We start from the raw sequence: 23,325 nt of genomic DNA, 5'->3' as shown, positions 1-23,325 counted from the left end.
AACCGGATCGGTCAGCGTGACGTCGTGAGCACTGCGAATCGTCGGACCTTCCTCAGAGGCGCCCTCACCGGCGGTATCGTCGCGGGCATGGGCCTGCTCCCGTCGTCGCTGACCGAGGCGCTGGCCGAGCCCGCGCCGCCGGGCGGCCTCGACGGCCTGGAACACGTCATCTTCCTGATGCAGGAGAACCGCTCCTTCGACCACTACTACGGCCGGCTCCGCGGGGTGCGCGGCTTCGCCGACCCGGCCGCCATCCGCCTGCGCTCGGGGCACGACGTCTTCCTCCAGCCCACCCGGTCCGGGCTCACGGTGCCGCCCTTCCCGGTGCGTGGAGCGGCCGAGCGGCAGCGGATGGACGCCGAGAACATCGACGCCCTCGACCACACCTGGAAGGGCGGCCACGCCGCGCTCGCCGACGGCTGGCACGACGGGTGGATCGCCGCGAAGACCGACTCGACGATGGCCTACTACGACCGCGAGGACATCCCGTTCCACTACGCCCTCGCCGACGCCTTCACGATCTGCGACCACTACTACTGCAGCTCACCCACGTCCACCTCGCCGAACCGCAACTTCTTCTTCTCCGGCACCACCGGTTTCGAGCCCGGAACGGGGGAGCGCGCCGTCGAGAACACCGCCTACGACCGCGGCCACCCCGGTTACGACTGGCCGTGCATCGGCGAGATCCTGCAGCGCGCGGGCGTCTCGTGGCAGGTCTACCAGGAGTGGGACAACTTCACGGACAACAACATCGAGTTCTTCCGCCGCTTCAAATCGGTCTCGAAGGCGGTCTTCTCGGACTTCGGCACGGAGATCGACGACTTCTACCAGGGCCTGCGGCACCTACCCGCGGCGGAGGCGGACCGTCGAGCCGCGGAGGTCGACGCCCGCGCTCGGGCCCTCGGCGCCGAGGACCGCGAGCTCTTCTTCCGCGGACTCCGGCGCACCGCCACCGGCACGCTCACCGATCGGATCGCGGCGGACATCGCCGCCGGGACGCTCCCCACCGTCAGCTATGTCGTCGCCTCCGAGCGTGAGTCGGAGCACCCGAGCGGCTCCTCGCCGCGGGCATCGGCGAACCTCGTGCACCGCATCCTCGACGCGCTCGGGCGCAACCCCGCGGTGTGGCGCAGGACCGCGCTGTTCCTGCTCTACGACGAGAACGACGGCTACTTCGACCACGTGCCGCCGCCGCGCCCACCGCGCGCCCGGTCCGACGAGTGGGTCGGGGACCTTCCCCTCGGGCTCGGCGACCGCGTGCCGATGACCATCGTCTCGCCGTGGACCGTCGGCGGGTACGCCGCATCGGAGACGTTCGACCACACGTCGACCCTCCGCTTCCTCGAGCGCTGGCTGGGCATCTCCGTGCCCGCGATCTCCGACTGGCGGCGCACGGTCTGCGGCGATCTCACCAGCGCCTTCGACTTCCGCACGCCCCGGGCTATTCCGCGGCGTACTCAGCCGCGCGCCGTCGGGGAACTGAGCCCGCGGTGGAAGCCGCACGCGCCGGCCGTCGGGCGGCGCCCCGGTCAGGAACCCGGCGAGCGCCCCGCGCGACCCGTGCCCTACGTCCCCGCGGCCACCGCGATCCCCGGGCCCGACGGTGTCCGCCTCCGCCTGTCCAACACGGGAACCCGGAGCGCGCACTTCATCGTCTTCCCCTACCACGCACCGGATTCCGTGCCGCTGCACGCCGACGTGCTCGGTGAGCGCGAGCTCGTGGTGCCCGCGCCGGGCGGACGCTACGACCTGCTGGTCCTCGGCCCGGCGGGCGAGCACTGGGAGTTCGTCAGCGATCCGTCCGCCGCAGGATGAACGCCGCGGTCCCGGCGATCCGCGGGTCGGGGTCGTCGGCGAGGATGCGCAGTGCCGCCCCCGCACCGTCCGTGGGGATCTCCGCGAGCGCCTGCACCGCCCGCTGGCGCACCGCGTAGTCGTCGGCGTCGCGCGCCAGCGCGGCCAGGTCGGCGCTGATGGTCTCCGTGTCGGGGGCTGCGGCGGCGATCGTCCCCAGCGCCTCCGCGGCGTCGACGTCCTTCTCACCCTCGCGCACCATCCGCAGCAGTTGCGGCGCGGCCGCGCCGTCGCCCCGGTCGCCCAGCGCGACGGCTGCGATGACCCGGACGGCGCCGTCGTCGTGCCCGAGCGCGCCCCGCAGTGCGTCGTCCTGACCGGGTGTCTCGGCGAGGGCCTCGGCGGCGCGGCGGCGGGCGGCGGGATCGGGGGAGTCGAGCGCCGCGACGAGGGGCGCGAGGTCCGGGCCGTCGGCCTGCGCGAGCGCCCAGCGCAGGGCTCCCGCCACGTTGGTGCTCTCCTCCTTGAGGAGCGCCTCGGCGAGCGCGCCGGCGGGGGCCCGCCCCGTGAGCGCCGCGTGCTGTCGCTCGGCGGGCGTGGCGCTGGCGAGCTGCGAGAGCAGGCCCACCACGTCGAGGACCTGCTCCCAGTCGGCCGGGCCGGCGGCGGAGACGCGCTCCAGTCGATCCACGAGCTCCGTCTCCAGCCGGATGCGCTCGCGGGCACGCGCGATCACGTCGGCGACCAGCCGGTCGGGGGCGAACGAAGCATCGTCGAGCGCCCGGCCGATCTCCTTGAGCGACAGGCCGAGGGAGCGCAGGCTCTCGACGTGGAAGATGCGGCGGATGTCGTCGTCGGTGTACTCGCGGTACCCCGACGACGACCGCTGCGAGGGGCGGACGAGGCCCAGCGCGTCGTAGTGCCGCAGCATCCGCGCACTCACGCCCGAACGTCGCGCCACTTCGCCGATCCGCATCGCTCTGCCGCTCCCGTCGTCAATCCGCGCGGCCCAGCGCCGCGACCCGCTGAGCCTCGTGCACCGCCCCCGCGAACCCGGAGTCGGGGTCCTCGAGGAGGCGCACCGTCTCGGCGACGTGCTCCCGCGCGGCGTCGGTCGTCACCGCTGCGCCGTCCAGCTCGGCGACGCCTTCGTCGCCGAGCGCGATGATCGCGCGGCTCAGGCTGCGGCGGGTCTCCGCGTCGCCGCGCCCCACCTGCCCGACCAGGGCGCGGGCGGCGGACCGTCGGGCCGCGGCGTCCGGGGCGAGGGCGGCGGACGTGCGCCACGCGGCCTTCGCGACCTCGTCGTCGGCGTCCCCGACGAGCGCCAGGATCGGGCCGAAGGCCGCCGCGGACTCGGCGCCGCCGATCTTCGACAGCGAGTGCAGTGCCTGGCTCCGGGCCTGCGCGACCGGGGAGTCCAGCTCCGCGAGCAGCAGCGGCACCGTCGTAGCCGCCGGTAGCCGCGTCAGCGCCCAGGTGAGCATGTCGCGGACGAAGAAGTCGGGCTCGACCGCGCAGCGAGCGACGAGCGCCGGGGCGGGGACGGTGCCGGGCGCCGTCCCCGCGTCGAGCGCCGCGCGCAGGCGGATCGAGGCGTTCTGATGATCGAGCAGGGTCCGGGCCATCAGGGCCACCTCCTTGAATCGTCGGTGGCTCGATTGCAGACCCTGTCACGATGTCAAGGTCAAGCGCCGCAGGTCAGCGGGTCAATCCTTCTCGACGTCGACCACCTTGGCGCCGTCGGCGGCGCGCTGCACGGCCGCGGCACCGTCGTGCGCGCCCTTGCGCGACGCGTAGGCCTGGCCCGAGGCCACGACCTCACCGTTGCCGGCCTTGAGCCGGAAGCGGAACTTGCCGGCGTTGTCCTCGTACACCTCGAACTTGCCTGCCATGTGGAGCACCTTTCTCGTGGTGATCCCCGTCGTCGGGGCCGGATGCAGCGTATGACGTCGCCCACGGGAATGTGAGGCGAAGCGACCGACACGCCGACCCCGGATCGCCGCGATCCGAACCCGCATCAGCGAGCGCTCAGCCGTTCCCAAGGCGCGTGGCTATCGTGGATCGCAGACGGCAACGACGACAGGGGTGGCAGCGCAGATGGGGATCATGGACCGGGTCCGGGGCGAACTCGTCGACATCATCGAGTGGCTCGAGGACAACCGCTCGACGATGGCGTGGCGGTTCCCCCGCTACAACAACGAGATCAAGAACGGCGCGCAGCTCATCGTCCGCGAGGGCCAGGAGGCACTGTTCGTCTACCGCGGACAGCTCGCCGACCGCTACGGCCCGGGCAACTACCAGCTGGTCTCCGAGAACATGCCGGTCATGTCCACCCTGCAGGGCTGGCCGCACGGTTTCAAGAGTCCGTTCCGCAGCGAGGTCTATTTCGTCAACACCCGCCCGATCACCGACCTGAGGTGGGGCACGGCGAACCCGATCACCATCCGGGACCAGGATTTCGGCATGGTCCAGGTGCGCGCCAACGGCCTCTGCGTCGTGCGCGTCGTCGACTCGCCGACCTTCCTGCGCCAGGTGATCGGCACCGACTCCAACGTCGACTCCGACGAGATCGCGGAGCTGCTGCGGCGCACCATCACCACCGCCTTCTCCGAGATGCTCATCGAGACCGGCGTGGGCGCGATCGACCTGCAGGCCCGTCAGCGCGAGCTCGCCGCGAAGCTGCAGGAGTACGTGCAGTCGAAGGTCAACCAGCAGTACGGGCTCGCGTGCGAGGCCATCGAACTGAACATCTCCCTGCCCGACGAGATCACGCAGGCGATGACCCGAGGCGTCGCGCGCGGCGTGGAGGAGAAGGGCTACTACGGCAACGTCGGCGACATGAACCGCTTCCAGCAGGGGCGCGCCGCCGACGCGATGCTGGGTGCCGCCACCAACGAGGGCGGCGGCGGTGCCGGCGACTTCCTCGGCGCCGGCATGGGCATGGCCATGGGGCAGCAGTTCGCCCAGAACTTCCAGAACCAGCAGGCCCCCGCTCAGGGCGCGCAGCCGGGCCCCGGTGCACAGCAGCCCGGACCGCCGCCGCTGCCCACCGCGCAGGCCTTCCACGTGGAGCAGAACGGCCAGTCGGCCGGCCCGTTCCCGGTGGAGCAGCTGCGCACCATGAACCTGACGCCACAGACCCTCGTCTGGTCGCCCGCGCTCACCGACTGGACCCCGGCCGGGCAGGTGCCCGCCCTGGCGCCGCTGTTCGGACAGACGCCGCCGCCCCTGCCGCCCCGGTCGTAACCATGACCACTCCGCCTCCGCTGCCCGGTCATCCGGGGCGGCCACCGGAGCAGTCGCAGCCGCCGGGCCCGCCCCCACCGCCGTGTCCGCGTCCCGACGCACCTGCGCCCGCTCGTCCCCACCAGCTCGTGCCCGGGGTGCCGTCGGCCAACGACCGCGAGATGCTTCAGGTCACCGAGCAGACCCGGACCTACCCGTGCGGGAACTGCGGCGACGCGCTGGTCTACGACCCCGCGATCGGGAAACTGCGCTCGCCGAGCTGCGGCAGCACCTACCCGGTGCTGCTCGACACGAGCAAGGCGCTGATCCCGCATCCGTTGGGGCCCACGATGAACGCGCTCCACGCCCGCGCAGCGTCGGCGGAGCAGGTGCGCGTCGTCGACCACGAGGTCGTGTGCCAGAACTGCGGCGGTCACACACTGTTCAGCGGCACCCTCACCGCCGTGCGGTGCCCGTACTGCAACACCCCGATCCAGCGCACCGACGTCCAGGTCGCGCCGGCGCGACTGCCCGTCGACGGGATCCTGCCGCTGCGGGTCGGCGAGGACCAGGCGCGGCAGAACATCGAATCCTGGGTCAACAGCCGCTGGTTCGCGCCCCGCGAGTTCAAGAAGTACCGCGTGCTCGGCTCGTTCACCAGCATCTACCTCTCGTACTACAGCTACGACGCCGAGGTGACCACCGACTACTCGGGCTCCCGGGGCGTGCATCGCACCCGCCGCGACCGCGACGGCAACATCGAGACCTACACCGACTGGTGGCCCGTGAGCGGGCGGGTGCACGACAGCATCCGGCAGCTCGCCGAATCGGCGAACACGGGCCTCGACGCCGACCGGGTGCGGGATCTCGAACCCTGGCCCACCGAGCAGTCGGTCACGTACACGCCGGAGTTCGTCGCGGGCCACCTGGCGCGGACGTACGACGGTGACGCGGCGCAGGTCTTCGAGGCGCAGGCACGGCCCCGGATCGAGGGCATCATCGAGCACACGGTGCGCCGCGACATCGGAGGCGACGAGCAGCGGATCAGCCGGATGAACCCGGTGTACCAGTCGATCGACTTCCTCTACCTGCTCATGCCGGTGTGGCTGCTGACGGTCACCTTCGCGAACAAGCCGTTCCAGGTCTTCGTCAACGGCGTGACCGGCGAAGTGCAAGGTCAACGGCCGTGGAGCGCGATCAAGATCGCCTTCGCGGTCACGGTCGGGTTGCTGCTCCTCGGGCTGGCGGTGTACCTGTACATGCAGGTCCGCGGCGGGTAGCCGCCGCGGCGGCGAGGAGGTACGTCATGTCGTGGATCATCGTGGTGCTGCTCGCGGTCGTCGTGCTGGCCGTGCTCGCGGCGACCGGCTTCGCGATCGCGCTGGTGCGCAACAGCCGGCGGCAGCAGCAGGCCGAAGCGGCCATGCCCTTCCCGTCCCGCGCGCCGCTGTCGTGGTCCGGCTCGCACGTCCCCGAGGCGCGCCTGCACCGCCGCATCCGTGCGGCGCTGCGCGCCTTCGAGCAGCCCGCCGGCGCGCTGTCGGCGGCGCAGCTGGATGCACAGGTGACGCTCACCGTCGCCGCGCAGGAGCTCGACGACCGGCTCGTCACGATCGCCGCACTGCCCGAGACGGAGAAGACCCCGGCGATCGAGGCGGCCACCGCGGACGTCGCCGACCTGGAGAAGCGGATCGCCGACACCGTCGTCGTGCGGCCGCAGCTCCCGCCCACGACGACCTGACGAAAGCTGTCGGGGGCGATCACTAGACTGCCGGTGTGACTTCAGCGAACTCCTCGACCAAGCCCACGATGCTGCTGATCGACGGGCACTCGATGGCGTTCCGCGCCTTCTTCGCGCTCCCGCTCGACGGTGGCCGCTTCCGCACCAAGTCGGGGCAGCCGACCAACGCGGTGTACGGCTTCACGTCGATGCTGATCAAGCTGCTCAAGGAGGAGGCGCCCGGCTACGTCGCCGCGGCCTTCGACGTCTCCCGCCAGACCTTCCGTGCCGAGATGTACCCCGAGTACAAGGCGCAGCGCAGCTCCGCCCCGGACGACTTCCGCGGTCAGGTGGACGTGGTCAAGGACGTGCTCGGCGCCATGGGCATCCCCACCATGGCGCAGGAGGGCTACGAGGCGGACGACATCATCGCCACGATGACCACGCAGGCCCAGGAGCAGGGGTTCAAGGTCCTCATCGTCACGGGTGACCGCGACGCGCTGCAGCTCGTCAACGACGACGTCACGGTCCTCTACCCGCGCAAGGGCGTCTCGGACCTCACCCGGTTCACCCCGGAGGAGGTGGAGGCGAAGTACGGCCTCACGCCGGCGCAGTACCCCGACTACGCGGCGCTCCGCGGCGACCCGTCGGACAACCTGCCCGGCATCCCCGGCGTCGGCGAGAAGACGGCCGCCAAGTGGATCCGCGAGTACGGGAACCTCGAAGGATTGGTCACCAACGTCGACAAGGTGAAGGGCAAGGTCGGGGACTCGCTGCGCGAGAACCTCGCGACCGTGCAGCTCAACCGGCAGATCACCGAGATGGTGCGCGACATGACGCTGCCCTACGTCCCGGAGGACCTGGCGCTGCAGCCGTGGAACCGCGAGGCCATCCATCAGCTCTTCGACGATCTCGAGTTCCGGGTGCTGCGCGAGCGCATTTTCACGGAGCTCGCCAGCACGGAGCCGGAGGCCGACGAGGGCTTCGAGATCTCCGGCGGGATCGTCGTGCCGGGCACCGTCGCCGAGTGGCTGGCCGAGCACGGCGCCTCCGGGGCGCGGTCCGGGCTGGGCGTGATCGGCCCGGAGGTCGTGGTCGACGGTGACGCGGAGGCCGTCGTCATCGCCGCTCCCGACGGCGAGGGCGGGTACATCGAGCTCTCCTCGCTGACCCCGCACGACGAGGCCGCGCTCGGCGCGTGGTTGGCCGATGAGGCCCAGCCCAAGGCCGCGCACGAGGCCAAGTGGGCCATGCACGCGCTGTCCAGCCGCGGGTGGACGCTCGGCGGCCTCACCTCGGACACAGCGATCGCGGCGTACCTGGTGCGCCCCGGCCAGCGCACGTTCAACCTGGACGACCTCTCGGTGCGGTACCTGCACCGCGAGCTGCGCGTCGAGGCCGCGGGCGATGATTCGCAGCTCTCGCTCCTCGACGATCCGGACGATTCGGCGGGGGAGAAGGCGCAGCAGGCCATCCTTCGGGCCCGTGCCGTCGCGGATCTGGCGGACGCGCTCGACGGTGAGCTCGACAACATCGAGTCGCGCCCGTTGCTCGCGGAGATGGAGCTGCCCCTGCTCCGCGTGCTCGACGTCATGGAGGCCACCGGCATCGCGGTCGACACCGCGCACCTCGAGTCGCTGCACAGCGAGTTCAGCGAGCGGATCCGCGCCGCCGAGGCCTCGGCCTTCGAGGAGATCGGGGAGCAGATCAACCTCGGCTCGCCGAAGCAGCTGCAGGTGATCCTGTTCGAGAAGCTGGGCCTGCCGAAGACGAAGAAGACGAAGACGGGCTACACCACCGACGCGGCGGCGCTCGAGGCGCTGTACGAGAAGGAGCCGCACCCGTTCCTGCAGCACCTGCTGGAGCACCGCGACGCGACGCGGCTCAAGGTGACGGTCGAGGGGCTGCTCAAGACCGTCGCCTCCGACGGGCGGATCCACTCCACGTTCAATCAGACGGTGGCCGCCACCGGCCGGCTCTCGTCGACCGATCCGAACCTGCAGAACATCCCCGTGCGCACCGAGGCCGGCCGGCAGATCCGCCACGCCTTCGTCGCGGGCGAGGGCTACGAGACGTTGATGACGGCGGACTACAGCCAGATCGAGATGCGGATCATGGCCCACCTGTCCGGCGACGCGGGGCTCATCGAGGCCTTCAACACCGGCGAGGACCTGCACAACTTCGTCGGCTCCAAGGCCTTCGGCGTCCCGATCGACGAGGTCACGCCCGACATGCGCCGCCGTGTCAAGGCGATGTCGTACGGCCTCGCCTACGGGCTCTCGGCCTTCGGCCTCGCCGCGCAGTTGAAGATCTCGCGCGACGAGGCGAAGGACCAGATGGAGGCGTACTTCGCCCGCTTCGGCGGTGTGCGCGACTACCTCCAGGACGTCGTCACCGAGGCGACTCGGAACGAGTACACGGAGACGATCTACGGCCGTCGCCGGTACCTGCCGGACCTCACGTCGACCAACCGGATGCGCCGCGAGGCCGCCGAGCGCATGGCGCTCAACGCGCCCATCCAGGGCAGCGCCGCCGACATCATCAAGGTCGCGATGATCCGGCTGCAGGAGAAGATCGCCGCCGCCGGCCTGCGCTCGCGGATGCTGCTGCAGGTGCACGACGAGCTCGTCCTCGAGGTGGCAGCGGGCGAGCGGGAGCAGCTCGAAGCGCTGGTCCGCGACACGATGGGCGGTGCCGCGGAGCTGTCCGTGCCGCTGGAGGTCTCCGTCGGCTACGGCCGCAGCTGGGACGATGCTGCACACTAGTCATTCGAGTGTGTGACAGTATGGATTGATGTGCGCCGATCCCTGGTGGAAGAACCGGCGCGTCAGCCGTGGCACCGTCGTCACGGGCCTCGCGCTCTGGGGCGTCTCGATGCTGCACTCGTTCCTGCGGCTGAACCTGTGGATCCTCGACCTGGTGATCGTGCCGATCGCGTGGATCTGCTTCGTGCTCGGGTTCGTCCTGGTGCTGACCGGATTCATCAGGGGAGGCGCTGCAGGCCTTCTCGGTGTCGTCATCGTTCCGGTCATGGTCGCCGTGACCGCTGTGATCGGGGCGTGGTGGTGGATCGCGCCGCAGACGTGGTTCTCGGTGCACAGGGGACTGTACGAGCAGGCACGCACCGTCGACATCGGTGACGATTACTACGGGTACCTCCCGGTCCACCTTCGGTTCCTCACCGAGCGCGGGCTCGTCTCGAAGAGCGGAAACGACGGCACGATCTTCTTCCCGCAGTGGACGGGGATCCCGGACGACGCAGGCGGCTACTTCTACAGCCCGTCGGGGAGTCCGAAGGGGCGGGACATGTACGGGATGGGCTGCACTGCTCCGGTGTCGCTGGGCGACGACTGGTGGATGTGCGGGATGCGCTCCTGGTGACGCGCGGGGCGGCTGGGCCACCGCCCCGCGGCGCCGGCGGTCAGTGGTCGGCGCGTCCCTGCACGGCGGAGGAACCGAGGTCGCTCTTGTCCAGCGGGAGTCCCTCCGCGACTGCTTCGATCCACGCGTCGGTGTCGGCCACGGCCGCCCAGTTCGAGTGGAGCAGCACCATGAGCGTCTCGTGGACCTGCTGCGCGGAGGCGCTTCCCGCGGCGTTCGACAGGTTGATCGCGCCGGTGGCGTCGGAGAGCACTTCGACCGCGAGGCCCTCGGGCTCGGCCGCCGCCGCGCTGGCCAGGACACAGTTGTTGGTCATGTAGCCCACCAGGGTCAGCGTGTCGATGGCGTTCTCGCGCAGCCATTCCGGCAGCCCCTTCGAGGTGAGGACGCTCGAGCGCTGCTTCTCGACGTGCGCGGCAACGGCGTCGCTCCGCGCGGCGACGTCCGGGTGCAGGCGCGCTCCGTCCGACCCCTCGGCGAAGACGGGGGCGTCCTCGGGCCAGACATGCGCGACGGTCACCACCGGAACGCCGGCCTTCTGCGCGGCGTCCATCGCGGCGAGGACCCGCTTGAGGGACTCGTCGCGGGGCGGGTACGCCACGGCCAGCGGGCGGTCGTCGTCGAAGTACTCGTTCTGCACGTCGATGACGATGAGGGCGCGACGGGGTGTGGTCATGGGATGTGCTCCTGTGCAGGTGGATCGGATACGCGTGAGGAACCTGACGTTCGCTCGGAATCCATACTCGCGCCGCGCCGCCGGGTAGCGTGAGTGGCAGAATTACTCATCTTCGATGGATTCAGGACAACTATCGTGCGCATCGCAGTCCACGCCTTCGACGGCATCTCGATGTTCCACCTCTCCACGCCCCTGATCGCCTTCGGCGAGGTCGGTCGCCTCGGGCTCGCCGCCGACTGGGACACCGGCATCTGGAGTGCCGACGGCGGCCCCGTCCGCGGGCTGGACGGCGTCACCATCGCGACCGCGGACCGGGCCGCGGCCCGCGCGGCCGACCTCGTCGTCTTCCCCTCCTGGCCGACCGACCTGCCCGAGCCGAGCGACGACCTCCTCCACGAGATCCGCGCCGCGCACGCCCGCGGCGCGATGATCGCCGGGCTCTGCCTGGGAGCCTTCCCCGTCGTCGCGTCGGGCGTCCTCGACGGCCGCACCGCGACCACCCACTGGGCGTCCGAGACCGAACTCGCGCAGCGGTACCCGGGAGTCACCGTGCGGGCCGAGGGCCTCTACGTCGACCACGGCGACGTCCTGACGTCGGCGGGCACCGCGTCGGCCCTGGACGCCTGCCTGCACGTGGTGCGGACGAAGCTCGGATCGACCGCCGCGACCGCACTCGCGCGATACCTCGTGATCGCGCCCCACCGCGACGGCGACCAGGCCCAGTACATCGACCGCCCCCTGCCGGTCGCGGGCGACGGGCCCATCGGCGCCGCGACCACGTGGGCGCTCGCCCACCTGGACGCCCCGCTGACGGTCGACGACCTCGCGGCGCGGGTGAGCATGAGTCCGCGGCACTTCGCGCGGCGATTCCAGGAGACCGTGGGCATGAGCCCCGCCAAATGGGTGCTGAGTCGCCGCCTGGACGAGGCGCGCAGGCTCCTGGAGAACACCGCCTGGAGCATCGACCGGGTCGCCCGGGCGAGCGGCTTCGCCAGCACGGTGACGTTCCGGCAGAACTTCGTTCGCACGTACTCGACCACCCCGACCTCGTACCGGCACCGGTTCACCGAGCAGTCCTGAGCGCGTCCGGAGCTGTGCATCCCGACTGCGAGGTGTGGCAGTCTGGATTCATGCGACGTCGCTCGGGTGAGGTGGGATCCGCGAGATCCGTCCCAGCGGTAACCGCTGGGGGCACTGCACAGTTACACCCTGCGTCCCACGCCGGCGCGTGCGCTCCGCGCACCACACGGCGCTCCGGGACCTTGTTCCAGGTCACCCGAGCGGCGTTCGCATCCCGCGCATGACAGTGGTCGAGATCGCCCGGCGCCTGCCGCGGTCGTGGCGGCACGCCGTCGCCGATCGCGTCGTCCTCCTCACGGAGGAGATGTGGACCGCCGAGACGATCGCCTCGCTCGTCCGTGGCACCGTCCCGGACGAACTGGTGGGGCCGGTCGTCGAGGCGCTCCTGTCCGGTCACCCGCAACCGCCGCTCCAGGTCGACGGGCACGTGCGGCGGCCGAGGACGGCGCCGCTCGTGGCGGCGCTCGATGCGGTGCGCATCGTCGAGACCCTGGACTCCGGCGGGCCCGTCGACGTGCCCGGTCTCGCCCTGCCCGACGTCGCGTCGATCGCGCGGATGCTGGACCTGACGGTGCCGGAGCTCGAGTGGTTCGCCGATCACGGACGGTGGCTGCGGCACGCGCGCCCGCCGCTGCGGCACTACCGAGTGGCGCGGATGGTCAAGCCGGCCGGTGGATTCCGGGTGATCGAGGCGCCCAAACCTCGGCTCGCCGAGGCGCAGCGGCGAATCCTGCGGCGCGTGCTCGACCCCGCCGGCGCGCACCCCGCGGCGCGCGGCTTCCGCCCGGGCGGATCGGTCCTCGCCTACGCCTCGCCCCATGTCGGGAGCCTCTCCGTCGTCCGGCTCGACCTCCGCGACTGCTTCTCGACGGTGGCGGTGCCCCGCGTCCGAAGCGTCTTCCGCCGGCTGGGATACCCGGCGCCGGTGGCGACCGTACTGGCCGACCTGTGCACCGTCGCGACTCCCGCCGATGAACTCCGCGGCTTGGACCCGTGGCGGGCGGCGACGCTCCGGTCGCGGCACCTACCGCAGGGCGCCCCCTCGTCGCCCGCGCTGGTGAACCTCGCGCTGCACCGCCTCGACGCACGCCTGACCGGGCTGGCCCACGCGCAGGGAGCGCGCTACACCCGGTACGGCGACGACCTCGCCTTCTCCGGCGCACGGGATCCCGCGCTGATCGCGGGCGTGGTGCCGAAGATCGTCGCGGCGGAGGGACTCTCGGTGAACCCCCGCAAGACCCGGATCATGCGGGCCGGCGCACGGCAGGAACTCGCGGGCGTCGTGGTCAACGCCCGCGCCCAGGTCCCTCGGGCCGAGTACGACGACCTGCGCGCCCTGCTGCACAATGCGGCCCGGTCCGGCGGCGAGAGCCAGAACCGCGACGGTCACCCCGACTTCCGTGCCTTCGTCTACGGCCGGATCGCTTGGGTCGCGCAGGGTAACGAGCAGCGACGCCTGCGCCTCCTCGCGATGGCCGCGCGCGTGCGGTGGTGAGTGGGCCCCTCGCGTAGCGTTGGTCGCTGTGTTCACCATCGGCTTCGACCTCGACCTCACGCTGATCGACTCGCGCCAGCGCATCCTCACGGCGGCCCAGCGCGCGTTCGCGGACCTCGGGTACACGGTGGACGACGCGCTGCTCCTGCCGCACATGGGCGTGCCCATCGACGACGTCGCGCGCGAGGTGGTGCCGGGGATCGACGCGGATCGGTTCCTCCAGCGCTACCGGTGGCACTACGACACCGACGAGACCACGCCGGTACCCGTCCTGCCGGGCGCGGAGGAGCTCCTGGCAGCCATCCGGGCGGCGGGCGGCGCATCAGTCGTGGTGTCGGCGAAGCAGCAGGCGGCCGCGGACCGGGCCGTCGCCGACGCGGGGCTCGACGTCACCGCGGTCGTCGGCGGGCACTTCGGGGAGCGGAAGGGCGAGGCGCTGCGGCGATTCGGCAACGTCCGCGCCTACCTCGGCGACCACGTGGAGGACGCGTCGGCCGCACGCGCGGCCGGGTGCGCCTTCATCGGCGTCACCACGGGTGAGTTCGACGACGCGGCCCTCCTGCGGGCCGGCGCGGTGCGCACCGTCGGGAATCTGACGCAGGTGATCGACCTGCTCCCGGAGTTCGCGCCTGCCTGATCGGCGTGTGACCTGGACATTTCCCGTCAGGTTTGATATTGCATAACCTATGGGGCAGACAATCGGGGGAGCATCGGACACCGTATATTCGATGAAGGCGCGGAAGATCGAGTGGAACACCTACGGGGACTCACTGGCCCGCCGCCTGGTGACGTTGCGGAAGTCGCGGGGGATGTCGCAGGAGCGACTCGCCGAACTGGCGGGCCTGCATCGCAATCAGATCTCGAACATCGAGCGCAACGTGAGTTCGAACGACGGGGTGTCGGACCCGCACATGTCCACGATGTACCGGCTCGCTGCGGCCCTGGACGTGCCGCCGGCGTGCCTGATGCCGGACATCGACCGCCGGGTGGCCGCCCGATCGCCGGAGCAGGCCTCGGCGAAGGCGATCGCGGCGGTCGAGGCGGCCCTGCGCTCAGCCCTCGAGGAGGGCTGAGCGCGGACGACTACTTGGCCTTCGCGGAACCGCAGGTGCGGTAGGCGTCGGCGACGGCGCGCTGCACGTTCGCCTGCTCGCCGGCCAGGCTCATGGCGCTGCCGGTGCCGCGGAACGCGAGAGCGGCCACGCGGAGCTGGCGGGTCAGCCCGTCCGACGCGGCGATGTCCGCGAACTCCTGCGGTCCGCCCGCGGCCTCCTCGAGGCGCTTGGACAGGCCCGGCGACGACCGGTCGATGGCGGCCCGCAGCTGACCCACCGTGCACGACGTACCGGGCACCGCGCGCGCGGCCGAGGCGCTCGGCTTGGGCGCGGGCTTCGGCGTCGGAGCGGCGGCGGCGAGCGGCGCGCCTGCCAGGGCGATCGCGCCGAGGACGGCGGCGGTGGCGGCGGTGCGGCGGAAGGTCATGCGGGGGTGCCTTTCGGTGGCGGCGTGCGGAGGTGGGGGATCAGTACTTGTCGCAGGTCGCGATGACCTTGGCGATCTTGGCGTCGATGTCGGCGCGGTTGGCCTTGTAGTAGGAGGCCGCGGCCGGGTTGTCCTTGGTCAGCCGGTCGATGATCTTCTGGCGATCCTCGGGCTTGGCGGTGAGCAGCTCGGTCGCCTGGTCACGGCCGCCGGGGGTGGCGTCCATGACCGCGATCGCCTCGGGGGCGATGACCTGAGTCGCGCGCTCGACCTGCGCGACGGTGCACTTGGTGCCGGGCACCTTGTCGGTGGGTGCGGCGGAGGCGGCCGCGGGAACGAAGGCGACGACGCCCGCGAAGGCTGCGACCGCGGCGGCGATGCGGATCCGGTTCATGACTGTCTCCTGTTCGGGGCGGTGACGACTGCCACGCGAGACTACCGGCTCTGCGGGGGTCGCGAAAGCTCGGCGAGGTGCAAAACCAACCCCGCGAGGGCCGACTGAAACCCGGGTAGCGGCTGCCGCTGCCGGTTGCGCCGGAGGCGCCGTCAGCCCTGTTGATCAGGTGTTTCGTCCGGCATGCGCTCGATGCGCTCCGTGTGTCGGCGGATGTGGTGAGTGCAACTCATCAGTGTGGCTTCACGCAGACGAAGATCGCCGTTCCGGGGAAGATCGCGCCGCGCAGCGGGCTCCACTGGCCCCATTCCTGGGTGAACCCCTCGGGCCATTCGGGCTCGATCACGTCCACCACCTGCAGGCCCGCGGCGACGATCTCCCGGATCCGGTCGCCGATGGTCCGGTGGTGTTCGACGTACGTCGGGACGCCGTCGTCATCGGTCTCGACGTACGGGGAGCGATCGAAGTAGGACAGCGTCGCGACGAGGCCGTCCGGTCCCGGGTCGTCGAGGAACATCCAGCGCATCGGGTGGTTGACCGAGAAGACGAACCGGCCGCCGAGGCGCAGCACGCGGTGCGCCTCTGCCATGACACGGGCGGAGTCGGCGACGAACGGGATGGCGCCGAAGGCCGAGCAGACCACGTCGGCGGCACCGTCGGCGATGGGAAGGTTCTCCGCCCCGGCCTGTGCGAGGAGTGGATTGTCCCCGTGGACGTGGGGGAGTCCGCGGCGGAGCATTCCGGCGGAGATGTCGATCCCGACGACGGTCGCGCCGCGTCCGGCGAGCCAGCGGGCGCAGGGGGCGCTGCCGCACCCGATCTCCACGGCGACGGTTCCGGGCCCGACGGTGCCGAGCAGCTCGACGTCCGACTCCCGCAGGCCCTCCGGGCACCACACGAACTCGCCGTCGGCGGTGTCCACGCCGAGGAAGGCAGCGTGCTCGGCGTGGTAGGCCTCGGCGTCCGAGTCCCACCAGGACCGGTTCGCGGCTTCGGAGCCCGCGCTGTCGCGGCGCATGTCCGGTTTGGGGCGATGGGACACGGGAGTGAACCTCTCGACGGCGGGTGCGGAGAGGGCGGTTTGCCCAGGTTGTACGCGGTGGAGTAGCCTGGTCCACGCGTGTGCCCATGCGTGCGCGATCTCGACCCAAACTACTAGCACCCTGTCCGGAGCAACTTACCCAATGCCCACCACCACCGTTACGTCCCCGCAGGTCGCCGTCAACGACATCGGCACCGCGGAGGATTTCCTCGCAGCGATCGACGCCACGATCAAGTACTTCAACGATGGCGACATCGTCGAGGGCACCATCGTCAAGGTCGACCGTGACGAGGTCCTGCTCGACATCGGTTACAAGACCGAGGGCGTCATCCCCTCCCGCGAGCTGAGCATCAAGCACGACGTCGACCCGTCCGAGGTCGTCAACGTCGGCGATGCCGTCGAGGCCCTCGTCCTCACCAAGGAGGACAAGGAAGGCCGCCTGATCCTGTCCAAGAAGCGCGCGCAGTACGAGCGCGCCTGGGGCACGATCGAGGAGCTCAAGGAGAAGGACGAGGCCGTCAAGGGCACCGTCATCGAGGTGGTCAAGGGTGGTCTCATCCTGGACATCGGCCTCCGCGGCTTCCTCCCGGCCTCGCTGGTCGAGATGCGTCGCGTGCGCGACCTCCAGCCGTACATCGGCAAGGAGATCGAGGCGAAGATCATCGAGCTCGACAAGAACCGCAACAACGTGGTCCTGTCGCGCCGTGCGTGGCTCGAGCAGACCCAGTCCGAGGTCCGCAGCGAGTTCCTGCACCAGCTCCAGAAGGGCCAGGTCCGCAAGGGCGTCGTGTCCTCCATCGTCAACTTCGGTGCCTTCGTGGACCTGGGCGGCGTCGACGGCCTCGTGCACGTCTCCGAGCTGTCCTGGAAGCACATCGATCACCCGTCCGAGGTGGTCACCGTGGGCGACGAGGTCACCGTCGAGGTCCTCGACGTCGACCTGGACCGCGAGCGCGTCTCGCTGTCGCTCAAGGCGACCCAGGAGGATCCGTGGCGCCAGTTCGCCCGGACCCACGCCATCGGCCAGATCGTGCCCGGCAAGGTCACCAAGCTCGTCCCGTTCGGCGCGTTCGTCCGCGTCGAGGAGGGCATCGAGGGCCTCGTCCACATCTCGGAGCTGGCCGAGCGCCACGTCGAGGTCCCGGACCAGGTCGTCTCGGTCGGCGACGACGCCATGGTGCGCGTCATCGACATCGACCTCGAGCGTCGTCGCATCTCGCTGAGCCTCAAGCAGGCCAACGAGGACTACACCGAGGAGTTCGACCCGTCGAAGTACGGCATGGCCGACAGCTACGACGAGAACGGCGAGTACATCTTCCCCGAGGGCTTCGATCCCGAGACCAACGAGTGGCTCGAGGGCTTCGAGAAGCAGCGCGAGGAGTGGGAGGGTCGCTACGCCGAGGCGGAGCGTCGCCACAAGATGCACACCGCGCAGATGGAGAAGTTCGCGGCCGACGAGGCCGCCGAGGCCGCTGCCGGCGGTCCGGCCGCGGGTGGCGCGAACTACTCGAGCGAGTCGGCGTCCGCCGATCGTGGCGGCAACGAGGCCCCGCAGAGCACCGGCGGTTCGCTGGCCAGCGACGCGCAGCTCGCCGCTCTCCGCGAGAAGCTGTCGGGCAACGCCTGATCCGCTTCACCGCACCGACGAGAACGCCCCGCATCCTTCGCAGGATGCGGGGCGTTCCCCGTTTCCGGGGCTCCTAGTTGAGGCGCTCGCCCGTGTCCGGGTGGAACAGGTGCACTGCGGGCTCCACCTGCGCGAGCCGCACGCCGTCGCCGATCCGGGCCGCGGTGCGTCGCGGGCACCGCGCCACGAGCGTGACCGGGGCGCCGTCGACGCCGGACACGTCGGGGTCCTCCACGCGGGCGTAGACGAAGGTGTCGCTGCCGAGGTCCTCGAGGATCGCGACGGACCCGGCCACGCCGCTGTCGGGTCCGGCGAGACCGAGGCTCTCGGGCCGGATACCGACGGTGACGCGGTCCAGTCCGGAGGTCCGGACGGCCGCCTGCGCCTCCGCGTCCAGGTCGACGGTGCCGCCCGCCACCCTGATCGCCCCGTCGCGGACGGGCGCCGTGAAGAGGTTCATCGCCGGCGAGCCGATGAAGCCGGCCACGAAGGCGTTCCTGGGGCGGTCGTAGAGCTCGGCCGGCGTCGCGAACTGCTGCAGCACTCCGAACTTGAGCACCGCGACCCGGTCGCCCATCGTCATCGCCTCGACCTGGTCGTGCGTGACGTACACCGTGGTCGTTCCCAGGCGCCGCTGCAATGCGGCGATCTGCGTGCGGGTCTGCACCCGTAGCTTGGCGTCGAGGTTCGACAGCGGCTCGTCCATGCAGAAGACCTGCGGCTCGCGGACGATCGCACGGCCCATGGCCACGCGCTGCCGCTGACCGCCGGAGAGGCGCGCCGGCTTGCGGTCGAGGTAATCGGTGAGGTCGAGCAGCTTCGCCGCCTCGGCGACCTTCTGCTTGCGCTCGTCGAGCGGGACGCCGCGCATCTTCAGCGCGAAGCCCATGTTCTCGCCGACCGTCTTGTTCGGGTACAGCGCGTAGTTCTGGAAGACCATTGCGATGTCGCGGTCCTTGGGCGCGACGCCCACCATGCTGCGGCCCCCGATGGAGATGGCGCCGGAGTCGATCTCCTCCAGGCCGGCGAGCATGCGCAGCGCGGTCGACTTGCCGGAGCCGGACGGCCCGACCAGCACGACGAACTCGCCGTCGGCGATGTCGAGGTCGAGGGAGTCGACGGCGAGGGTCTCGGCGCCGGGGTAGACGCAGCACGCCTTGTCGTACGTGATGGAAGCCATGGTTCCTCCTGGGGCTTATGAGGGTCGAAGTGGGTGCGGCTACTTGATGGCGCCGAAGGACAGGCCGCGGACCAGCTTGTTCTGGGCGATCCACCCGCAGATGACCACGGGGAGGGCGGCCAGCACGGAGGCGGCGGAGAGCTTGGCCCAGAACAGGCCCTGCCCGGACATGAATCCGGTGAGGGCCACCGGCATGGTCTGGGCGTTGACCGCGGTGAGGTTCACCGCGAAGAAGAACTCGTTCCACGAGAAGATCACGCAGATCAGGGCGGTGGCGGCGATGCCGGGGGAGATGATCGGGAGGATCACCTCGCGCACCGAGGTCCACAGGCCGGCGCCGTCCATCCCGGCGGCCTCGAGCAGTTCGCTCGGTACCTCGAGGAAGAAGGACCGCATCATCCACACGGCGATGGGCAGGTTCATCGCGGTGTAGAGGATGACCAGCGTCCAGATGTTGTCGAGCATCCCGATCCGGCCGACGATGACGTACAGAGGGATGATCGCCGCCACGATCGGCAGCATCTTGGTGCTGATGAAGAAGAACAGCGCGTCCTGCGTCTTGCGGACCGGCCGCAGTGACAGGGCGAACGCCGCGGGCACGCCGAGCACCAGTACGAGGGTCGTCGAGATGACCGTCGCGAAGACCGAGTTGAGCAGCGGGACGCCGATGCCGGAGTCGAAGACGGCCTTGAACTGGTCCAGGGTGGGCATGAAGAACACGGTGGGCGGACGCGTCGCCGCGTCGCTCTCCTGCTTGAACGCGGTCAGCACCATCCACAGCACGGGGAAGAAGAAGCCGATGGCGATGATCCAGGTGAGCGCGGTCAGCGCGCCACCCTTGGGGTCCCGCCGACGGCGGGGAACGATGGTCGTGGACATCAGGCTGCTTCCTCTCCGGCGCCGAAGCTCTTGAAGATCAGGCGGATCGCGAGCGTCGAGACGACGATCGTGCCGATCACGGTGACGACGCCCATGGCCGCGGCCTGGCCGATGTCGAAGCCGAGGAAGGCACGCTGATAGATGTAGAACGGCAGGTTGGAGCTGGCGACGCCCGGCCCGCCCGAGGTCATCATGTAGACCGCGTCGAAGGTGTTGACCAGGTAGATCGCGCCCAGGACCGCGCCGAGTTCGATGAAGCGCCGCAGGTGCGGCAGTGTCAGCTCGCGGAACAGGCGCACGCTGGTGGCACCGTCGACCCGCGCGGCCTCCTGCACGTCCCGGGGCATCGACTGCAGGCCCGCGAGGATGAGCAACATCATGAACGGGGTCCACTGCCAGACGAGTTCGGCGACGACGGAGGCGAGCGGGTACTCGCTGAGCCAGTCGACGTGGATGCCGAGCGGACTGAGCACCCACGCGAGCAGGCCGTTGGTGGGGGAGAGCAGGCTCGTCTTCCACAGCAGCGCGGCGGCGACGGGGGTGACCAGGAACGGGGTGATGAGCAGCGTGCGAACGACGCCGCGGCCCAGGAACTTCCGATCCAGCAGGAGCGCCAGGATCAGGCCGAGGATCACCGACAGAACGACGGTGCCGACGATGAGCAGCACGGTGTTGAGCGTGACCGTCCAGAACTGGGTGTCCCGGAAGACCTCGACGTAGTTGTTGAGCCAGTTGAACTTCCGCGATCCGGGCCGCACGAGGTTCCACGACTGGGTGGAGTAGTAGAGCGTCACCAGGAACGGGATCTGGGTGACGATCACCATGAAGATCAGCGCGGGCAGCAGCGGCCCGCGCCGGCGCCACGCCTCCGCGCGGGTGATCCGGTCGCGCTTGGAGCGCAGGGTCGTCGCCGGCCGCGCTGCGGTCGGCGTGCTGGTGGTGGTCATCGTGCTGCTCCCGTCCGGTCCTGGCTGTCGCGATAGCTCTTCCCGACGACTTCGGCGTACTTCTGCGACTGGGCCAGGGCGTCGTCGACGGAGATCTGTCCCGCGATCGCGGCGCTGATCTGCTGGCTGACCCGGGTGCCGAGGTCCTGGAACTCGGGGATGGCGAGGAACTGGATGCCGGTGTAGGGCACGGGGTCCAGCGTCGGCCGCGACTGGTCGGCGGCCAGCATCGAGTCGAGGGTCTGCTTGGCGAACGTCGAGGACAACTCCTTGTAGGCGGGCAACTCGTACGTCGAGAGGCGGCTGCCCGGAGGGACCCGGCTCGGCCCCAGCTTGTCGGCGACGCCCGCGATGTACTGCTTGCTCGTCATCCAGGAGACGAACTTCCACGCGTCGCCGGCCCGCGTGCTCTTCGCCGGGATGCCGAGCGACCAGGTGTAGAGCCAGCCGTTGCCGGACTTGGCCATCTTCGGCGCGGGGAGGTACCCGACCTGCCCGGCGATCTTCGAGGTCTCGGGGCTCTCCAGCGAGGAGACGGCCGCCGTGGAGTCGTACCACATGGCGGCCTGGCCCTGCGCCAACAGGTTTCCGCATTCCTGGAAACCGGTGGAAGCGGCGCCGGCCTCACCGTAGTTCCGGACGGTGTCGACGTAGAACGTCACCGCGTCGCGCATCTGCGGCGAATCGAACTGCGGGTTCCACTGCTCGTCGAACCAGCGGCCGCCGTAGGCGTTGATCACCGTGTTCAGCGGTGCGAGCACCTCGCCCCAGCCGGGCTTGCCGCGCAGGCAGATCCCCGCCACGTCGCGCGAGTGCAGCTTGCGCGCCGCGTCGGCGACCTCGGGCCAGGTGGGTTCGGCCGGCAGCGTGATGCCCGCCTGCGCGAACATCTGCTTGTTGTACATGAGGAACGAGGACTCGCCGTAGAAGGGGACGGAGTACATCCGGTTCTGGTACGAGAGTGCTTCGCGCAGGGTGGGGATGAAGTCGCCCGGGTCGTACGACGGGTCGCGGTCCATCAGCGTGGACAGGTCGGTGAGCCAGCCGTTCTGCGCCCACATCCGGGTCTCGTAGTTACTGATCATCACCACGTCGAACTCGCCGCCGCCGGTGGAGACCGAGGCGGTGATCTTGGCTCGCGCCTCGTTCTCCGAGAGCGTGATGAACTTGAGCTTCACGCCGGGGTTGGCGCGTTCGAACTCGGGGGCAAGGCCCACCGCGTCCGTCATCTGCGAGTTCGACACCATGGCGACGGTGACGGCGGAATCGCCCCCATCGGTGAAGACACCCGCTCCGGAGCAGCCTGCGAGCAGTGCCGTCACGGCGGCGAGGCCACCGGCGGCCGCGGCGCGGCGTCGTGCGGATCTGCGGATCACGGTCATCCCTTCTGTTCGGCGAGCAGCCACTGCGCGGTGGGGCGGTCCGTGACCAGGGCGGTCGCGAAGCCGCCCCGCAGGGCGCCCAGGATCGATTCCCGGCGGTGCTCGCCGCCGGAGGTGAGAATCGCTGTGGGGCAGCGCCGGATGTCCTCCAGCGGTACCGAGACGGTGCGCTCGACGAGCGACGACGCGACGGGCGCACCGTCGAGCCCGTAGAAGCGCCCGCCGATCTCGCCGACGGCCCCGAGCTCCTGCAGTTCGCCGAGGACCTCGGTGTCGATGTACGCGCCCTCGAAGAGCGTGGTCGAGGTGGAGACGGAGCCGACGCCGAAGAGCATCACCTCCGCGGAACGCGCGGCCGCCAGCGCCTGGGAGACGATGGAGTCGCGCTCCAGGGCCCGCACCGTGTCGGGATCGGCGAACAGTGGCGCCACGAGGCGGACCGGGCGGGCGCCGAGGCGCTCGGAGAAGCGGCCGAGGGCGTGGTCGACACCGGTGTGGTACTCGACGGAGGTCATCGAGCCGTCCATCTGCACCACCCGGGCGCAGGCGGCACCGCCGCTCAGCGCGTCCGCGACCGCCACCTGCTCGGGTCCCCAGGTGAAGCCGAAGGTGTCCGTCGGCTGGAGGCGGCGGGCGAGCAGGGAGGCACCGGCGCGGCCCAGGGCGGCGTCGCCCGAGGGCGTCCCGTCGGCGTCCTCGGCGATGATCAGCGCCTCGGTGAGACCGAAGGCGGCCTCCAGGTCGCGCTCGAGATCGGGGTGGATGGAGTCCGCGAGGTGCGCGGGGGCCGCGACGGTGACGGTGACCAGTCCCTGCGCACGGGCCCGGGCGACGAGGCGTCCGGCCGTGGGCCGCGAGACCCCCAGCCGCTCCGCGATCTGCGCCTGGGTGAGGCCCTCGAGGTGGTACATGGTGGCCGCGCGCACCAGCAGGCGCAGATCGTGGCCGGGTTCCCCGGGAGTGCGCTGCGGTGATGTCACGCGATGCTCCGTCGATAGCGTGAGCAAATGCTCACTAG

General features: G+C 70.6%; 23 protein-coding genes. 11 read left to right on the top strand and 12 right to left on the bottom strand.

Going from position 1 to position 23,325, the window contains the following annotated elements; all coding sequences use genetic code 11:
• The first annotated feature begins 24 nt into the window (after positions 1-24).
• Positions 25-1,815: a phosphocholine-specific phospholipase C gene (locus BLW32_RS17250; protein ID WP_068739853.1), complete on the top strand. Its 1,791-nt coding sequence runs from the start codon at positions 25-27 to the stop codon at positions 1,813-1,815.
• On the opposite strand, the gene BLW32_RS17245 is transcribed toward BLW32_RS17250, so the two are convergent.
• The 3 genes from BLW32_RS17245 to BLW32_RS17235 all read right to left on the bottom strand — a co-directional run bounded on the left by BLW32_RS17245 (position 1,790) and on the right by BLW32_RS17235 (position 3,689).
• Complete coding sequence (locus tag BLW32_RS17245) at positions 1,790-2,770, bottom strand: MerR family transcriptional regulator (protein ID WP_068739851.1); 981 nt, start codon at positions 2,768-2,770, stop codon at positions 1,790-1,792. The genes BLW32_RS17250 and BLW32_RS17245 overlap by 26 nt on opposite strands.
• Positions 2,771-2,789: 19 nt before the next feature.
• On the bottom strand, positions 2,790-3,422 hold the full coding sequence (locus BLW32_RS17240) for a HEAT repeat domain-containing protein (protein ID WP_068739961.1): 633 nt from the start codon (positions 3,420-3,422) through the stop codon (positions 2,790-2,792).
• An 81-nt stretch (positions 3,423-3,503) separates the two neighbouring features.
• Entirely contained in the window at positions 3,504-3,689 is a 186-nt protein-coding gene (locus BLW32_RS17235) for a YegP family protein (RefSeq protein ID WP_068739849.1), read from the bottom strand.
• A 193-nt stretch (positions 3,690-3,882) separates the two neighbouring features.
• Between BLW32_RS17235 and BLW32_RS17230 the strand changes: the two genes are divergently transcribed.
• The 5 genes from BLW32_RS17230 to BLW32_RS17210 all read left to right on the top strand — a co-directional run bounded on the left by BLW32_RS17230 (position 3,883) and on the right by BLW32_RS17210 (position 10,123).
• On the top strand, positions 3,883-5,043 hold the full coding sequence (locus BLW32_RS17230) for an SPFH domain-containing protein (protein ID WP_231857296.1): 1,161 nt from the start codon (positions 3,883-3,885) through the stop codon (positions 5,041-5,043).
• Positions 5,044-5,204: 161 nt separating this feature from the next.
• Complete coding sequence (locus BLW32_RS17225) at positions 5,205-6,302, top strand: TFIIB-type zinc ribbon-containing protein (RefSeq protein WP_231857295.1); 1,098 nt, start codon at positions 5,205-5,207, stop codon at positions 6,300-6,302.
• Positions 6,303-6,328: 26 nt separating this feature from the next.
• A complete protein-coding gene (locus tag BLW32_RS17220) occupies positions 6,329-6,763 on the top strand; it encodes a hypothetical protein (protein ID WP_068520563.1) in 435 nt (144 codons plus the stop codon).
• Between the two features lie 68 nt (positions 6,764-6,831).
• Positions 6,832-9,507, top strand: coding sequence for a DNA polymerase I (polA, locus tag BLW32_RS17215; protein ID WP_231857301.1), 2,676 nt, complete (start codon positions 6,832-6,834; stop codon positions 9,505-9,507).
• Between the two features lie 28 nt (positions 9,508-9,535).
• The gene (locus BLW32_RS17210) at positions 9,536-10,123 is read left to right on the top strand and encodes a hypothetical protein (RefSeq protein ID WP_068739843.1); all 588 of its coding nucleotides are present in this window, start codon (positions 9,536-9,538) and stop codon (positions 10,121-10,123) included.
• A gap of 40 nt (positions 10,124-10,163) precedes the next feature.
• Here BLW32_RS17210 and BLW32_RS17205 read toward each other — a convergent pair whose 3' ends face one another.
• Positions 10,164-10,799 carry an isochorismatase family protein gene (locus BLW32_RS17205; RefSeq protein ID WP_068739841.1) on the bottom strand — a complete coding sequence of 212 codons (636 nt, stop codon included), beginning with the start codon at positions 10,797-10,799 and terminating at the stop codon, positions 10,164-10,166.
• 135 nt (positions 10,800-10,934) lie between these two features.
• Between BLW32_RS17205 and BLW32_RS17200 the strand changes: the two genes are divergently transcribed.
• The 4 genes from BLW32_RS17200 (at position 10,935) to BLW32_RS17185 (ending at position 14,447) form a co-directional block, all read left to right on the top strand.
• On the top strand, positions 10,935-11,879 hold the full coding sequence (locus tag BLW32_RS17200) for a GlxA family transcriptional regulator (RefSeq protein ID WP_068739839.1): 945 nt from the start codon (positions 10,935-10,937) through the stop codon (positions 11,877-11,879).
• A gap of 220 nt (positions 11,880-12,099) precedes the next feature.
• Entirely contained in the window at positions 12,100-13,374 is a 1,275-nt protein-coding gene (locus tag BLW32_RS17195) for a reverse transcriptase family protein (RefSeq protein WP_074850656.1), read from the top strand.
• Between the two features lie 28 nt (positions 13,375-13,402).
• On the top strand, positions 13,403-14,011 hold the full coding sequence (locus BLW32_RS17190) for an HAD family hydrolase (protein WP_068739837.1): 609 nt from the start codon (positions 13,403-13,405) through the stop codon (positions 14,009-14,011).
• A gap of 91 nt (positions 14,012-14,102) precedes the next feature.
• Entirely contained in the window at positions 14,103-14,447 is a 345-nt protein-coding gene (locus BLW32_RS17185; RefSeq protein ID WP_068520550.1) for a helix-turn-helix domain-containing protein, read from the top strand.
• Between the two features lie 10 nt (positions 14,448-14,457).
• Here the strand turns inward: BLW32_RS17185 and BLW32_RS17180 are convergent, their stop codons facing one another.
• The 3 genes from BLW32_RS17180 to BLW32_RS17170 all read right to left on the bottom strand — a co-directional run bounded on the left by BLW32_RS17180 (position 14,458) and on the right by BLW32_RS17170 (position 16,268).
• Positions 14,458-14,856 (bottom strand): hemophore-related protein, encoded by a 399-nt coding sequence (locus tag BLW32_RS17180; RefSeq protein ID WP_068520547.1) that lies wholly within the window; start codon positions 14,854-14,856, stop codon positions 14,458-14,460.
• A gap of 40 nt (positions 14,857-14,896) precedes the next feature.
• On the bottom strand, positions 14,897-15,250 hold the full coding sequence (locus BLW32_RS17175) for a hemophore-related protein (protein ID WP_068520545.1): 354 nt from the start codon (positions 15,248-15,250) through the stop codon (positions 14,897-14,899).
• Positions 15,251-15,482: 232 nt separating this feature from the next.
• Positions 15,483-16,268, bottom strand: a complete 786-nt coding sequence (locus BLW32_RS17170; protein ID WP_082791195.1) for a class I SAM-dependent methyltransferase — start codon at positions 16,266-16,268, stop codon at positions 15,483-15,485.
• 166 nt (positions 16,269-16,434) lie between these two features.
• On the opposite strand from BLW32_RS17170, the gene rpsA reads away from it, so the two are divergent.
• Complete coding sequence (gene rpsA, locus BLW32_RS17165) at positions 16,435-17,919, top strand: 30S ribosomal protein S1 (RefSeq protein WP_068739833.1); 1,485 nt, start codon at positions 16,435-16,437, stop codon at positions 17,917-17,919.
• A gap of 73 nt (positions 17,920-17,992) precedes the next feature.
• Here the strand turns inward: rpsA and BLW32_RS17160 are convergent, their stop codons facing one another.
• From BLW32_RS17160 to BLW32_RS17140, 5 genes are read right to left on the bottom strand one after another with little or no spacing between them, the layout of a single operon-like run.
• Complete coding sequence (locus tag BLW32_RS17160; protein WP_068520539.1) at positions 17,993-19,099, bottom strand: ABC transporter ATP-binding protein; 1,107 nt, start codon at positions 19,097-19,099, stop codon at positions 17,993-17,995.
• A gap of 39 nt (positions 19,100-19,138) precedes the next feature.
• Entirely contained in the window at positions 19,139-19,978 is an 840-nt protein-coding gene (locus BLW32_RS17155) for a carbohydrate ABC transporter permease (RefSeq protein ID WP_068739831.1), read from the bottom strand.
• Positions 19,978-20,925, bottom strand: coding sequence for a carbohydrate ABC transporter permease (locus tag BLW32_RS17150; RefSeq protein ID WP_068739829.1), 948 nt, complete (start codon positions 20,923-20,925; stop codon positions 19,978-19,980). The genes BLW32_RS17155 and BLW32_RS17150 overlap by 1 nt, the downstream gene beginning before the upstream one ends.
• Positions 20,922-22,307, bottom strand: coding sequence for an ABC transporter substrate-binding protein (locus tag BLW32_RS17145; protein ID WP_068739827.1), 1,386 nt, complete (start codon positions 22,305-22,307; stop codon positions 20,922-20,924). Before BLW32_RS17145 ends, BLW32_RS17150 begins: the two co-directional genes overlap by 4 nt.
• Positions 22,304-23,287 carry a sugar-binding transcriptional regulator gene (locus tag BLW32_RS17140; protein ID WP_139286234.1) on the bottom strand — a complete coding sequence of 328 codons (984 nt, stop codon included), beginning with the start codon at positions 23,285-23,287 and terminating at the stop codon, positions 22,304-22,306. The genes BLW32_RS17145 and BLW32_RS17140 overlap by 4 nt, the downstream gene beginning before the upstream one ends.
• Positions 23,288-23,325 lie beyond the last annotated feature (38 nt).

Origin of the sequence: Tsukamurella tyrosinosolvens (assembly GCF_900104775.1) — a bacterium.
Lineage (GTDB): Bacteria > Actinomycetota > Actinomycetes > Mycobacteriales > Mycobacteriaceae > Tsukamurella > Tsukamurella tyrosinosolvens.
This window is presented reverse-complemented; position numbering and strand designations above follow the sequence as displayed.

Bases quoted from the DNA above. Each gene is read 5' to 3' on its own strand.
- BLW32_RS17245 (WP_068739851.1), bottom strand. From the start codon at position 2,770: ATGCGGATCGGCGAAGTGGCGCGACGTTCGGGCGTGAGTGCGCGGATG.
- BLW32_RS17240 (WP_068739961.1), bottom strand. From the start codon at position 3,422: ATGGCCCGGACCCTGCTCGATCATCAGAACGCCTCGATCCGCCTGCGC.
- BLW32_RS17235 (WP_068739849.1), bottom strand. From the start codon at position 3,689: ATGGCAGGCAAGTTCGAGGTGTACGAGGACAACGCCGGCAAGTTCCGC.
- BLW32_RS17225 (WP_231857295.1), top strand. From the start codon at position 5,205: ATGCTTCAGGTCACCGAGCAGACCCGGACCTACCCGTGCGGGAACTGC.
- BLW32_RS17220 (WP_068520563.1), top strand. From the start codon at position 6,329: ATGTCGTGGATCATCGTGGTGCTGCTCGCGGTCGTCGTGCTGGCCGTG.
- polA (WP_231857301.1), top strand. From the start codon at position 6,832: ATGCTGCTGATCGACGGGCACTCGATGGCGTTCCGCGCCTTCTTCGCG.
- BLW32_RS17210 (WP_068739843.1), top strand. From the start codon at position 9,536: ATGTGCGCCGATCCCTGGTGGAAGAACCGGCGCGTCAGCCGTGGCACC.
- BLW32_RS17205 (WP_068739841.1), bottom strand. From the start codon at position 10,799: ATGACCACACCCCGTCGCGCCCTCATCGTCATCGACGTGCAGAACGAG.
- BLW32_RS17195 (WP_074850656.1), top strand. From the start codon at position 12,100: ATGACAGTGGTCGAGATCGCCCGGCGCCTGCCGCGGTCGTGGCGGCAC.
- BLW32_RS17185 (WP_068520550.1), top strand. From the start codon at position 14,103: ATGAAGGCGCGGAAGATCGAGTGGAACACCTACGGGGACTCACTGGCC.
- BLW32_RS17180 (WP_068520547.1), bottom strand. From the start codon at position 14,856: ATGACCTTCCGCCGCACCGCCGCCACCGCCGCCGTCCTCGGCGCGATC.
- BLW32_RS17175 (WP_068520545.1), bottom strand. From the start codon at position 15,250: ATGAACCGGATCCGCATCGCCGCCGCGGTCGCAGCCTTCGCGGGCGTC.
- BLW32_RS17170 (WP_082791195.1), bottom strand. From the start codon at position 16,268: ATGCGCCGCGACAGCGCGGGCTCCGAAGCCGCGAACCGGTCCTGGTGG.
- rpsA (WP_068739833.1), top strand. From the start codon at position 16,435: ATGCCCACCACCACCGTTACGTCCCCGCAGGTCGCCGTCAACGACATC.
- BLW32_RS17160 (WP_068520539.1), bottom strand. From the start codon at position 19,099: ATGGCTTCCATCACGTACGACAAGGCGTGCTGCGTCTACCCCGGCGCC.
- BLW32_RS17155 (WP_068739831.1), bottom strand. From the start codon at position 19,978: ATGTCCACGACCATCGTTCCCCGCCGTCGGCGGGACCCCAAGGGTGGC.
- BLW32_RS17150 (WP_068739829.1), bottom strand. From the start codon at position 20,925: ATGACCACCACCAGCACGCCGACCGCAGCGCGGCCGGCGACGACCCTG.
- BLW32_RS17145 (WP_068739827.1), bottom strand. From the start codon at position 22,307: ATGACCGTGATCCGCAGATCCGCACGACGCCGCGCCGCGGCCGCCGGT.